The organism is Ruminococcus sp. RTP21484sp1_RTP21277st1_D2_RTP21277_210401 (assembly GCF_040924225.1).
Lineage (GTDB): Bacteria > Bacillota > Clostridia > Lachnospirales > Lachnospiraceae > Blautia_A > Blautia_A faecis.
Map to the genome: position 1 here is coordinate 67,005 of NZ_JBCOMJ010000006.1, position 12,362 is coordinate 79,366.

Consider the following 12,362-nt stretch of genomic DNA (forward strand, 5'->3'; position numbering starts at 1 on the left):
TTAATATTTCTGCCAATATCGCATTGTACGCTTTTATTCGATGTTGGTCAATGTAAATTGCAGATTATTTGCAAATATTGTTGGCATTTTGATACTGTTCACTGGTAACGTTCCGCGAGGTGTTTTTTGTGAACAAAGTTCACAGAAAACCCGAGAGTTGCAGCGCGAAATCATGCAAAGCATGATTTCTGTGCATCGCGAAGCGCGTTACTGTGAACGGAGTGAACAATAACGGCATTTTTTTCTGTCCCGCGCCAGCATCTATAATACAAATAGTTTGCATTTACACAAAATTATTTTCTATTTCCGGAGTTAATAAATGATAGATAAAAGGCCCCAAAGCTCTGTTTCAAACATTCTGATGGAGCAAAATATATACCTTATAAATAGTTTTCTTGAATCAAGCTATCTCTGTTTAATAAATAGGATAAACATATTCCTCTTCTGACGGCTCTGCGTCTTCTATATCAGTGACAGTAATTTCCATCCCTTTATGTTTGTCATAGTGATATGTACCTGTTACATTTATCCATGCATCCTGCGTCAAATCAGAAGGCAGGTACCATATTGGTAACCTCAATCTTATCCCCTCCAACCTTTGTTGCAAAATCATACATAGGATAAAAGCTTGCCATAACATTTATTTTTTTTCCAGAAGAAGTATCCTCAGTTTCTGCTGCATATGCCAGATTAAAAGAACCAATGCCAAGTGCTATTGTAGCTGCAAGTGCTGTTCTAGTTAATAATTTTTTTCTCATAATAAAATCCTTTCTGCACAAACCTGATGTGCCTGAAAATAAAATTTCAAAAGCATATTATCTCATCCGCTTAAAATAAGCGCAAACCATTTGCGTTTATTAAAATAACACATAGAATACCGGCTGTCAATAATATTTGCAAATTATTTGCATTTTTGGAGCGTAATTGACTTAGGAGAAATAAAAAGATACAATAGAAAAAAGCACATATGAAAGGAATAAAGAAAATGGCTGAGCGAAAACCCTATACTACAAAAACAAGACAGATTATTCTGGAGTATTTGAAGTCCCAGAAGGCTGTCACTGTCAGTGTGGCTGATATTGAAAAATATTTAAAAACTGAAGGAATTAAGGTAAACACAACAACTGTATACCGATATCTTGACAAGCTTTGCGCCGAGCATATTGTAATCAAATATCCGGATCTGAACAGTGATAAAGCTGTGTTTCAGTTTGCTGGAGAAGAAAAAAAATGCACAGAACACCTACATCTGAAATGCATCAGATGTGGCAAGGTTGTGCATCTTGACTGTGCCTTTATGGATGAATTTAAAGAGCATTTGTATAAAGATCATGGCTTCCGGCTGCATTGCAGCGGAGATATGCTTCATGGCATCTGTCAGGACTGTGAAAACAAAAAAATTTCTTCTCCACAGAGCTGACTGTCTTTTCCTGAGTGTATTGCCGGTTCTGCACATAGGAAAACCTTCTTTTTCACAGAAAAAATGGCACACAAGAGAATATTCGCCTCTGGTGCTGTCAGCGAAACATTCCATACATCCTCAGCACCCATAATCAGACGGCCATTTTCCTTTGTTTCAGCAACACAACACGAGATGGAAAACCTGTCAATTTCTCTGGTCTGCCAGACAGTTTTTCCACTGAGGATCGCTGCCTTTTCTTCTATTGTCATCTTTTCAACCAATTTTTACTGTTTCATAATTGTTTTCCATCCCACTTTCATCCTTATTCAGCATTCTTTCTTTTCTTATATCCTCTAATTACCAGTACTTCCATTCCTGCCAGGAAAAGGGCTATTACAGTGTCGATACCAATTCCTGCTTTTTTCCAGTTTTCCATACCTGTTTCTTCGTGTTCTCCATCATAAGCCCAACTGCTTACAACTGTATACATGACATTTTTGCAGGCATTTCTCATCTGAAGTACAGATGTTGGATGCTCTGGATTGGCTACATTGTTCTCTTCTCCATTGAATGTAGACAACATTACATCTACTCCATTCGCCAAAGCTGCATCTGCATTCATAAATCCATGACCATTGTTTCGGAAGAAGTCTGTAAGCGCCATTCCCCTGAATCCCCATTCATCTCTGAGAACTGTATTCATAAGGTTACTGCATTCTCCAGTCCATTTATCTCCAAGGAAACTCCAGGAAACCATAACCGCATTTGCTCCACCTTGTTTTACAGAAATCTCGAATGGTTTCAGATAGATTTCCCGGATTGCCTGCTCATTCGACCAGACACTTACCATTTTGGCATTACCTTCATACATAGCAAAATGTTTAATGTAAGAATAAACTCCGTATTTTCTTGCTCCTTCTACTGCTTTTGCTCCCATATTTCCTGAAAGAATTCCATCTTCTGAGAAATATTCATAGTTTCTTGCACCAAATGCGGTTCTATGAGTATTCATTCCTGGTGCATACCAGCCCTCTGCACCCATTTCCTGACTGATCTTGCCCATGCATTCACCCCAGGTTTGTGCAAGTTCCTTATTCCATGTGGAAGCAATCACAACTTCAATCGGAAATCCAATAGAACCAACCCCTGTAAAGTTGTTATTAATTGCTGCCGGTCCATCGAAATCAAGTGTAGCCACTTTTCCCACAGAATCCATGGCTGCTGTCTGATAACCAGCCATTGCAATCATATTTGCCATTTCATCAACAGAAAGCTGATCCAGAAGTTTTTCCCAACGAGGATCGTCATAATCAGCATCTCGCATATCAGCTAATGTAAGTCCGTTATCTGCTCCCGTTGTCAACATTACATCCTCATCATTAAGATATGTAGTCTTATCAAAATTACTGTTCAGATGATATTCAGAAGCATATGGCTCACCCAGCTCTGCAGATGCCGGTTCTGCTGTAGCCTCTTTATAATTTGCAAAATGATCTGCACGTGACAGATATGTCACATCGCCTTTTGCATCTTCAAATACATTTGTTGCTGCAGTATCATCTGATACTCTTTTATTTTCTTCCTCATATACTACATCAGTATCTGCAGTATAAGTTTTCTGATCCAGCACAGTGTGTGAATCGCTGTTGATAGAGATCACATAATCGCCTTTTTCAAGAACATACGCTTTTGCATTATTCTCATCATAAGAGGCCATATCTTCTATACTGAATGTAACTGTAACGGTCTGAGATTCTCCCGGCTGAAGCAGATCTGTTTTTGCAAACTCGATCAGATTTGCAGAAGATTTCTCAATTCCTCCATTTGTATATGGCGGTTTATAATACACTTCTACTACATCTTTTCCGGCAACATCTCCGGAGTTGGTTACTTCTACATCTACAGAAATCTGTCCGTCTTTTTCCTCCAGTTCACCCATTTTCTGTTCAAATTCTGTGTAACTCAGACCATATCCAAATGGATACTGTACAGTCTTGTCGTAATCAATCGCACCTTCCTGTGCAGCTGTTTCATAGTACTTGTATCCTACATAAATGCCTTCCACATAATTGGTAAATGCCGGAGCATACACCTGCGCAGTTCCTGCGTTCATTCCTTCAACAGCCATATCTGCCAGATTTGTATACTCTGTTTTTTCTGCATTATTCCACCACGGAGCAGTCGTCATATCATAAATAAATGTATCCGGTGTTTTTCCGGAAGGATTGACTTCACCTGAAAATACTTTACCAAGTGCATTAAATCCCACATTTCCCGTTCCTGGGCACCATACAACAGATTTAATCTGAGGATATTCATCTGCGAAACCAAGTTCAAACTGATTTGCTCCATTATAAATTACAATGACATTATCAAAGTTTGAGCAAACCATATCCACCATATCTCTCTCAGTTTGTGAAAGCTGTAAATAATGCTCTCCCTCAGGAAAATCATCATATTCATCAGAATTATTATCATATGCTGCTTTTCTTACATCCATAGGAATATCATTATGACCTTCACCTGCTTTTCTGGAAAGAACCACAACTGCCACATCAGAATACTCTTTCGCACTTTTAATAAGCTCATCACTGTAAGTATCTACAGGTGGCTCCGGTAATGTCCAGCTCTGTTTCTGGATAGACATTTCCGGATCATCTGCACCATAATTGTTATAAAAATCAACCAGTTTCTGGTTAATAGAAAATCCGGCATTTTCAAGTCCCTGATTCAGACTGACAATATCATACAGATCATTAATTCCACCGGAACCAGCTCCTCCGTAAGCCGGATTAATAGATTCCCAGCCAAAAATATTCAGTTTTTTTGTTTCATTTAAAGGAAGCAAGCTTTCATTCTTCAGAAGAACAATTCCGTCTTCCATAATTTCTTCTGCCACTTCCGCAGCTTCTTCATTTGTTTCATCGCTTAAAGTTCCATTTCCCGTTGCAAGTCCAATCAATGTAGCCATTGGTCCAAAACAGATCATATTCACGCAGACAACAACAGCAAGAACCATTGCGATCACAGCTTCTCCTCTTATCAGAAATCTTTTGTCCCTGGACATCCTGCGGCATGCAACCATAATTACGATTCCAATTACAAGTGCAGCAATAATACCGATAATATATGGTTTGCATAATTGTAATACCGCCAAAACATCTTCCATTTCAACACTGATCATTCTCTTTTTCCCTTCTTTGACTCTCTCGTCTTTTTAAAGTATCATTTCCTGTTGTCATTACTATAACATGGTTATTATTTCGTACCGTTTTTGGCACGAGATGCAGCAAATACCAAATACCGTAACCTTTATTGATCTTCCCCTTTCCGTTTGATATTTCCGGATATACTCTGTTAATTGTTTTACGTAAATTTCTTCATCTTCCACAATTGCATTCTTTGCAACTGTTCAATCACACAATATTGTTCCAGATTTTTATTATTATTTTATAAATAACTTTTATTTCAGTATATCACTGCTTCTTTCTTGCGTTAAGTGGATGTAATATTACAAATTACAGCTGTGTAATCTGGTTTTCTTTTATCATATATCCGCAGTTATCGCATACACTTTCGCCAACTGTTTTTCCATCTCTCACAAATACTTCTATATCTGCACTACATTTCGGACATTTAACTTCTTTAATTGAAGTCATGCTTCTGGCATCCATACATCCTGAAAAAATCCCATTTTTTCACCTTTTTCCTGTATATATTCTATTATTTTCTTAACCTAATTTTTCTTTTATTTTTTTTACCTCATCTACTGCTGTCTGGCTGAAATCATAAGGAGAAACTCCCTCTCTGTCTGCATTCATAATTTCCGGATTATAATGAACAAATCCCAGCAAATCACTTTCCGGTATTCTGTCTTTCACAAATGCTTCATCACTTTCATCCCTGATTTTATTTGCAACAACTCTTACTTTCTTTACCCCCAGTTCTTCTGCCAGACGCTTTACGTTTCTATAAGTCTGAACACTTCTGGCTCCTGGCTCTATCACAACGATAAACTGATCCATGCCTTCTGTTGTCCCTCTTCCAAGATGTTCCAAACCTGCTTCCATATCCAGCAGCACAACATCCTCTCTGTGCAGAATAAGATTGTTGATGATCCGTTTAAGCATTACATTTTCCGGGCAGACACAGCCGCTTCCGGCTGTTTCTACTGTTCCAAGAATCAATAATCTGACACCATTACGAAATTTCGAATATCTCTCCGGAATATCGTCAACTTTTGGATTGATTTTGTAAAATGTATTGCTTTTGTCCGCTCCGGTCCGTTCTTCCACCAGCTTTCTCATTTTGCTGACTGGTATAATCTCTGCCAGTTCTTCCTCTGAAAAACCTAGTGCCAGTCCCAGATTCGCATCCGGATCTGTATCCGCTGCATACACTGTTTTTCCTTCATCTGCATATAATCTTGCAAGAGTTGCAGCGATTGTGGTCTTTCCTACACCACCTTTTCCTGTTACGGCTATTTTCATTTCTTATTACTTCCTCTCATTTATTGCTTCAAAATTTTCCTTGCAAGCATATGAATTTCCGGAATTTCCATCATTAGTTCATCTCCAACCAATCCCTTTCTTGCGATTTCTGTATCTGTTGAAATAACTGCCAACACCTTACTCTGATCGTCAATAGACTCCAACATTGTTGGCAAAACCAATTCATTTACTTTATTTAACACAAAAAATACAGTTTTCCCAATGCTGTCCCCTAGCTGTTGGATTTTTTTCGTCAATTTCAATGATTCAAAAGAAGGATCTACGATCATTAAGATTAAATCCACACTGTTATCTACACCACGTCCAAAATGCTCTACGCCAGCTTCCATATCCAACAATACAACTTCATTTTCTCCTACCGTCAGATGTTTGATAAATTGCTTTAAAATACTATTCATTGTGCAGGCACAGCCTTCATTTGCCTGATGTATTTTTCCACTGGAAATAAGCATCACGCCATTGTTTCGTGAAATATATTCTTCGGGTATCTCATTCAATGTAAATGGTTCCGAATAGAACTTTTTTGCAAATGCAGACAACTTCACAGTATCAAGAATCTCTCCTGCCATCATTGTTTTAAAAGCTTTCTCCTTACCACCAAAATACTCTGTAAAATCCCTTGGAAGCTTTACACCAAGTTGGCGATGCAGTCCATAATTTGATTCATCAGAATCAGCTACAAGAACAGTCTTTCCCATTCGTTCAAATTCTTTGGCAAGCAGTGCTGATACTGTACTTTTTCCACAGCCACCTTTGCCACATACTGTAATCTTCATACTTTCAATCCTCCAGCTCACAATCCCAACTTCTTTACAATTCCTTCCAATGCACTTCTTACAGGAGAATCTTTCGGAAGCCGTATGATCGGCTTTCCATCACAGTCATACTGATATACCTGGTCATCATGTGGTACAACCCCTAACAGTTCCAGTCCCTGATTTCGGATTTCTTCCAGAGTTCCGGCATCCAGTTTTCCATCTGGAACACGATTCACGATTAATCCGGTTTTCTGTGGTTTAAAGTTTAATTCCTTCATCAGCTTTGCAATACGTCCGGCTGCCTGAACACCTCTTCTGGAACAGTCACTTACAAGAATCGCAACTTCCATCATTGGCAGGATTCCTCTGCTGATATGTTCCATACCTGCTTCGTTATCAACCACAATATATGGATAATGGCTTTGCAGTTTCTGAACCTGGGTCTGCACAAGACCATTTACAAAACAATAGCAGCCCTGTCCCTGGGTTCGCCCCATTACCATCAAATCATAATCGTCTTCTTCCGCAATCGCATCAGAAAGACGCATTTCCAGATATGCCTGTTTCGTCATACCAGATGGAATCTGATATCGTGGATCTACGCCTGCCCGCTCAATTTCCTCTCTCAGCTCCCCAAGTGTGACCTCCGGCTCAACACCGAGCACTTCGTTCAAATTTGCATTTGCATCTGCATCCACCGCCAGGACCGGACGTTTTCCGCTTTCACATAAATACTGGATCAACAATCCACAAAGAGTTGTTTTTCCTACGCCACCTTTTCCTGATACTGCAATTACATGTCCCATGTTTTTCCTCCTAAAATTCTGAACAATCTGTTGACTTTTTCTTTAAACCTCATTATAGTTGTTACTATATAAATTACAATAATCAGTCTGTGAGATTTGTATGGTTACTCAACACATCAGAAAAATTGTTGAGAAATTATATGATACTAACTAATACAGGAGTATATAATGTCAGAAAAAACGAGAAAACAAGATCGCCGTACCCGCTATACCAGGCAAACCATAAAAGATACGTTCTTAGAATTGTTAAAGCAGAAAAGTTTTACGAAAATTACAGTTACAGAGATCTGCAAAAATGCTGAAATCAACCGTGGCACTTTTTATCTTCATTACTACGATATCCATGATGTATTATCAGATATTTTTAATGATATGACTCAGGATATGTTAACAACGGTAGATCATTTATTCTGTCTAAATCAAAAAAGCTGTTCCTATCCGTTCTGTCAGAAAATACAGATGGAATCACAATACAGGGCACTGTTTCTGGATGATGCAATTGCCCCTATTCTTCTGGAAAAAATAGCAGAAAATACAAAAGAAGGCTATGTGACCTGGCTTATGTCACACAGCCTCCTGACCTTTGAACAGGCAGAATCGGTTTTTTATTTTCAAATGAATGGCTGCCTTTCCATCAACAGACTGATGCTCCGCAATCACTGTAATGACTGGAAACAGATCCAGACAACAATTGACAAATTTATCAAAGCCGGACTGGAAAGTTTTCTGATTCATGATCAGAGGGAAGAAAATGCTTCCGATAATTTTTGCAGCAAAATTTCTCCAACTGTTACCGCATCTTCTACACTTAGATAATGATCGGCATGATCCTGAAGAAATATTTTGCCAGATACAGGAAATTCTTCATCTGCAAACCATATCTTTAAAGTTACCGGATATCTTGGCAGAACTGGAAAAACAGCACACAAATCCGCCTTTGTCTCTGTAAATTCTGCACCCAGGTTTTTACATGCTTTCTGAATTTTCTCAGGATCTTTATCCCGCAAAAGCTTTTCCAGTTTCTGCTCTGCGGTCCGGTCAAACTTGGTTCCTCGAATCAATCCATCTTTCAGGTTACCAAAAGTAATGAGCTTCTGTGAACCTTCTGTTCCATCGGCCATATCCAGATAATGCAGCAATGTCAGATAATGCCATTCGTCCATGTCTGAGTTAATACGAAACTCAGGGAGTTGAATTTCAATCTTTTCGTAAAAGCTCTGTACTTCAAGCACATTTCGGCTGCTTTGAAAAACAGCCCCACTTTTTGCAGCAAGATCCTCTCCGGAGCGATTTTGCAGCCGTTTTACTGCTGCCTGCAACATTTCCTGAAATGCACGATTTTCTGTTTGATTTTTGTATTCCATAAGTTCTCCTTTGTTGATATTTTATCGCATCATATAATAATCAATGTTTATGCAAGGATTTTGGTATTTTCATAAATCTGGCTTTATCCGGATTCTCTTTTATCCATTCCTGTGTTGACTTTTCCTTTAAGTTTCATTATAGTTGTAATTATATTATGTACAATCATCAAAATAAAAAATATGTACTGTTTCTCAACACATTAAAAAGAGCTGTTGAGAACTTGGGATGTTTTTGACAAACCAGAAATATTTTCGCCTCAAAAACGTGAAACCAAAATCATTATATCATACTACAAGGAGTTTCTTATCATGAAATACTCAACGAAATTAAGCGATACTGTCCATGTAATGGTTCTGATTGCTATCAACCAGGAAAACTCACTCTCCAGTGCCTCAATTGCAGAAAGTGTCCATACAAATCCCGGCTTTGTACGCCAGCTCATGTTAAAACTAAAAAAGGCCGAACTTATGACCAGTGTAGCCGGACATGCCCGTCCTTCTCTTTCAAAACCAGCAGACCAGATTACGTTGCTGGATATTTATAAAGCAGTGGAGGGCGAGAAACCGCTACTTCATTTAGATACTCATACCAACCCTGATTGTGGCGTTGGCATTAATATTCAGTTGTCCTTGCAGGGATTCTATAATGAAATTCAAAAAAACACTGAAGAAAAGATGAATACAATTACTTTACAGGATATCATAAATACTTATTATCAGCGAACATCCATGCAAAATGATTTACAAAATATTATATAGCAGGAGAAACGAGAATGGACTTCCAGATATGGATTATCTTCTAAATGATGAAGAATCTGATAACGATTTGGCGAGTAAAATTTTTATATTTTCTAATCCAGGGATTTTCTTGTTATCATGCCCGCCTCCGTGCGGGCATTTTTAAATTCAGCAGCGCACCACAGGCGGTCTTTCCTGTACAGAAAAAAAGAAGCGTTCCTACAGGCGCTTCTTCTTACCATATTAGGACTTCGATCAAAAGTTAGTAGGCCACAAAGTGGGCCATTTTTCAAAAAATTACATGAATTTATATAGAGTTTTATCCAAGTCGGAAATCCGCTAAATGCTCTAGCTATCAGCGTCTAAAGGCATTTAACAACTTATATGGACATTTATGAAATCGGCCTCGTAATAACGATACCTAATTTCATTATTTCTGCTTATTTGAATGACAGTGATTTTTCCTTCCAAAAGTGATACCAAAAGGTGATAGTAGGTAAATTATAAAACGCCCCTACCCACAATTCAATTGGTAATATTTACCAATCATCCTTGTGTTTAGGGGCGTTTAATTACTTCTCGCTTGGACACATTAGCTAAAAAATAGCTATTATTTTATTATTTGTTATAGTTTACGATATCGCCGAACTCTGGTTTCAAGGATGCACCGCCTACAAGACCTCCGTCGATGTCTGCCTGAGCAAATAACTCCGGAGCTGTCTTAGCGTTTACAGATCCGCCGTACTGGATGCGGATTGCTGCTGCAGTTGCCTCATCATAGATCTCAGCGATGCAAGCACGGATTCCTGCGCAAACTTCCTGAGCCTGCTCAGTTGTAGCTGTTTTACCAGTTCCGATAGCCCAGATTGGCTCGTAAGCGATAACGGCTGTTTTAGCCTGATCAGCTGTAACGTTCTGGAAACCAACTTTAACCTGCTGACGGATGAAGTCCATAGTTACGCCCTGCTCTCTCTGATCAAGAGTCTCTCCACAGCACATAATTGGAGTGATTCCGTGCTCAAATGCTTTAAGCATTTTTTTGTTTACAGTTTCGCTTGTCTCAGCGAAGTACTCTCTTCTCTCAGAGTGTCCGAGAACTACGTATTTAACACCAGCGTCTGTAAGCATGTTCGGGGAAATCTCGCCTGTGAAAGCACCTTTCTCCTCGAAATACATGTTCTCAGCACCTACCTGGATATTGGAGCCTTTTGCAGCCTCAACTACAGGAAGAATATCGATAGCCGGTACGCAGAATACTACGTCAACGTCATCGTTTGCTACTAATGGTTTTAAAGTTTCTACTAATTTAACTGCCTCACTTGGAGTCATGTTCATTTTCCAGTTTCCGGCAATAATTTTCTTTCTAGACATTTTATATATCTCCTTTTGTGTAATAAGGAAGTCCGATTCACTAAACGGACATGTCGCCGGCAGGCGACATCACCATATATGAAAATCAGCTGGTCTGCGCCGTTGGCTTGCTCTCATTAAGTTCCTTCGAACCAAATTCGCACATAATTCAAGCTGCGCTTACAGCTTGCTTTCATTAAGTGCTCTATTTATTTATCGTTAGCTGCTGCTACACCTGGTAACTCTTTTCCTTCCAGGAATTCAAGAGATGCACCGCCACCTGTGGAGATGTGTGTCATCTTGTCACCATAGCCGAGGATGTTAACAGCTGCTGCGGAATCACCACCACCGATGATAGTGGTAGCATCTGTATCAGCAAGAGCCTTAGCAACAGCCTCCGTACCACGAGCGAAGTTCGGCATTTCGAAGCAGCCCATCGGTCCGTTCCAAACAACTGTCTTGGCATCTTTTACAGCGTCAGCGAAAAGTTTCTCTGTCTCTGGTCCGATGTCCATTCCTTCCCAGCCATCCGGAATCTCGCCACGTTTTACAACCTGGATGTTGCAGTCGTTGGAGAAGTCATCTCCGATTCTGTTATCTACAGGAAGAAGAAGCTTAACGCCTTTATCTTCTGCTTTCTTCATCATGTCTAATGCATACTGAAGATAATCATCCTCGCAAAGGGATTTTCCGATATGTCCGCCCATAGCCTTGGAGAATGTGTAGGACATTCCACCACCGATGATCAGAGTATCTACCTTGTCAAGAAGGTTGTTGATAACAGAAATCTTGCTGGAAACCTTAGCGCCGCCAAGGATAGCTACGAATGGTCTGTCAGGATTGTTTACAGCGTTTCCGAGGAAATCGATTTCTTTCTGCATCAGATATCCAACAACAGCTGTATCTACATATTTGGTAACACCAACATTAGAGCAGTGTGCTCTATGAGCGGTACCAAATGCATCGTTTACAAATACATCGCAAAGAGAAGCAAGTTCCTTGCTGAATTCATCACCGTTCTTAGTCTCTTCTGCACGATAACGAGTGTTCTCAAGAAGAATGATCTCGCCGTCTTTCATGTCAGCTACTGCTGCTTTTACAGTGTCATCTACAACAACCGGGCTTGGAACGAATTTCACTTCCTGTCCGAGAAGTTCTGTGAGACGTTTAGCAACAGGTGCAAGAGAAAGCTCCGGTTTCGGCTCTCCTTTCGGTTTTCCAAGGTGAGAGCAAAGGATAATCTTTCCACCATCTGCAACAAGCTTCTTGATTGTAGGAAGAGCTGCTACCAGACGGTTCTCATCTGTAATCTTACCGTCCTGCAGAGGTACATTGAAGTCACATCTTACGAGGACTCTTTTGCCTTTTACGTTGATGTCATCAACAGATTTCTTATTCAGCATCTTGTTATGCCTCCTTATAAAATTTAACTT

At 39.5% G+C, this 12,362-nt stretch carries 12 protein-coding genes; 3 read left to right on the top strand and 9 right to left on the bottom strand.

Annotated elements, in window-relative coordinates; genetic code table 11:
* Positions 1 to 548: 548 nt before the first annotated feature.
* Positions 549 to 758: a metal ABC transporter substrate-binding protein gene (locus AB5706_RS06195; RefSeq protein WP_330382699.1), complete on the bottom strand. Its 210-nt coding sequence runs from the start codon at positions 756 to 758 to the stop codon at positions 549 to 551.
* A gap of 227 nt (positions 759 to 985) precedes the next feature.
* Here AB5706_RS06195 and AB5706_RS06200 point away from each other — a divergent pair, with 227 nt between their 5' ends.
* A complete protein-coding gene (locus AB5706_RS06200; RefSeq protein WP_173771584.1) occupies positions 986 to 1,420 on the top strand; it encodes a Fur family transcriptional regulator in 435 nt (144 codons plus the stop codon).
* A gap of 304 nt (positions 1,421 to 1,724) precedes the next feature.
* Here AB5706_RS06200 and AB5706_RS06205 read toward each other — a convergent pair whose 3' ends face one another.
* The 5 genes from AB5706_RS06205 to AB5706_RS06225 all read right to left on the bottom strand — a co-directional run bounded on the left by AB5706_RS06205 (position 1,725) and on the right by AB5706_RS06225 (position 7,477).
* Positions 1,725 to 4,586: a glycoside hydrolase family 3 C-terminal domain-containing protein gene (locus AB5706_RS06205; RefSeq protein WP_173771582.1), complete on the bottom strand. Its 2,862-nt coding sequence runs from the start codon at positions 4,584 to 4,586 to the stop codon at positions 1,725 to 1,727.
* 334 nt (positions 4,587 to 4,920) lie between these two features.
* Complete coding sequence (locus tag AB5706_RS06210; RefSeq protein WP_173771580.1) at positions 4,921 to 5,061, bottom strand: TFIIB-type zinc ribbon-containing protein; 141 nt, start codon at positions 5,059 to 5,061, stop codon at positions 4,921 to 4,923.
* A gap of 72 nt (positions 5,062 to 5,133) precedes the next feature.
* Positions 5,134 to 5,892 carry an ATP-binding protein gene (locus tag AB5706_RS06215; protein WP_173771578.1) on the bottom strand — a complete coding sequence of 253 codons (759 nt, stop codon included), beginning with the start codon at positions 5,890 to 5,892 and terminating at the stop codon, positions 5,134 to 5,136.
* A gap of 20 nt (positions 5,893 to 5,912) precedes the next feature.
* Entirely contained in the window at positions 5,913 to 6,689 is a 777-nt protein-coding gene (locus AB5706_RS06220; protein WP_173771576.1) for an ATP-binding protein, read from the bottom strand.
* Between the two features lie 17 nt (positions 6,690 to 6,706).
* A complete protein-coding gene (locus tag AB5706_RS06225) occupies positions 6,707 to 7,477 on the bottom strand; it encodes an ATP-binding protein (RefSeq protein ID WP_173718399.1) in 771 nt (256 codons plus the stop codon).
* Between the two features lie 168 nt (positions 7,478 to 7,645).
* On the opposite strand from AB5706_RS06225, the gene AB5706_RS06230 reads away from it, so the two are divergent.
* A complete protein-coding gene (locus tag AB5706_RS06230) occupies positions 7,646 to 8,293 on the top strand; it encodes a TetR/AcrR family transcriptional regulator (protein ID WP_347087101.1) in 648 nt (215 codons plus the stop codon).
* On the opposite strand, the gene AB5706_RS06235 is transcribed toward AB5706_RS06230, so the two are convergent.
* Complete coding sequence (locus AB5706_RS06235; protein ID WP_173771571.1) at positions 8,215 to 8,841, bottom strand: DUF3786 domain-containing protein; 627 nt, start codon at positions 8,839 to 8,841, stop codon at positions 8,215 to 8,217. The two genes, AB5706_RS06230 and AB5706_RS06235, sit on opposite strands and share 79 nt — an antisense overlap.
* A gap of 309 nt (positions 8,842 to 9,150) precedes the next feature.
* On the opposite strand from AB5706_RS06235, the gene AB5706_RS06240 reads away from it, so the two are divergent.
* Positions 9,151 to 9,600 carry an Rrf2 family transcriptional regulator gene (locus AB5706_RS06240; RefSeq protein WP_118580949.1) on the top strand — a complete coding sequence of 150 codons (450 nt, stop codon included), beginning with the start codon at positions 9,151 to 9,153 and terminating at the stop codon, positions 9,598 to 9,600.
* Positions 9,601 to 10,197: 597 nt separating this feature from the next.
* Here the strand turns inward: AB5706_RS06240 and tpiA are convergent.
* Together tpiA and AB5706_RS06250 are read right to left on the bottom strand one after the other, a co-directional pair.
* Entirely contained in the window at positions 10,198 to 10,950 is a 753-nt protein-coding gene (gene tpiA / locus AB5706_RS06245) for a triose-phosphate isomerase (protein ID WP_118580952.1), read from the bottom strand.
* A 188-nt stretch (positions 10,951 to 11,138) separates the two neighbouring features.
* Positions 11,139 to 12,332 carry a phosphoglycerate kinase gene (locus AB5706_RS06250; RefSeq protein WP_148462506.1) on the bottom strand — a complete coding sequence of 398 codons (1,194 nt, stop codon included), beginning with the start codon at positions 12,330 to 12,332 and terminating at the stop codon, positions 11,139 to 11,141.
* Positions 12,333 to 12,362 lie beyond the last annotated feature (30 nt).

Coding starts and splice junctions, on each gene's coding strand:
- AB5706_RS06195 (WP_330382699.1), bottom strand. CDS start 758: ATGAGAAAAAAATTATTAACTAGAACAGCACTTGCAGCTACAATAGCA.
- AB5706_RS06200 (WP_173771584.1), top strand. CDS start 986: ATGGCTGAGCGAAAACCCTATACTACAAAAACAAGACAGATTATTCTG.
- AB5706_RS06205 (WP_173771582.1), bottom strand. CDS start 4,586: ATGATCAGTGTTGAAATGGAAGATGTTTTGGCGGTATTACAATTATGC.
- AB5706_RS06210 (WP_173771580.1), bottom strand. CDS start 5,061: ATGACTTCAATTAAAGAAGTTAAATGTCCGAAATGTAGTGCAGATATA.
- AB5706_RS06215 (WP_173771578.1), bottom strand. CDS start 5,892: ATGAAAATAGCCGTAACAGGAAAAGGTGGTGTAGGAAAGACCACAATC.
- AB5706_RS06220 (WP_173771576.1), bottom strand. CDS start 6,689: ATGAAGATTACAGTATGTGGCAAAGGTGGCTGTGGAAAAAGTACAGTA.
- AB5706_RS06225 (WP_173718399.1), bottom strand. CDS start 7,477: ATGGGACATGTAATTGCAGTATCAGGAAAAGGTGGCGTAGGAAAAACA.
- AB5706_RS06230 (WP_347087101.1), top strand. CDS start 7,646: ATGTCAGAAAAAACGAGAAAACAAGATCGCCGTACCCGCTATACCAGG.
- AB5706_RS06235 (WP_173771571.1), bottom strand. CDS start 8,841: ATGGAATACAAAAATCAAACAGAAAATCGTGCATTTCAGGAAATGTTG.
- AB5706_RS06240 (WP_118580949.1), top strand. CDS start 9,151: ATGAAATACTCAACGAAATTAAGCGATACTGTCCATGTAATGGTTCTG.
- tpiA (WP_118580952.1), bottom strand. CDS start 10,950: ATGTCTAGAAAGAAAATTATTGCCGGAAACTGGAAAATGAACATGACT.
- AB5706_RS06250 (WP_148462506.1), bottom strand. CDS start 12,332: ATGCTGAATAAGAAATCTGTTGATGACATCAACGTAAAAGGCAAAAGA.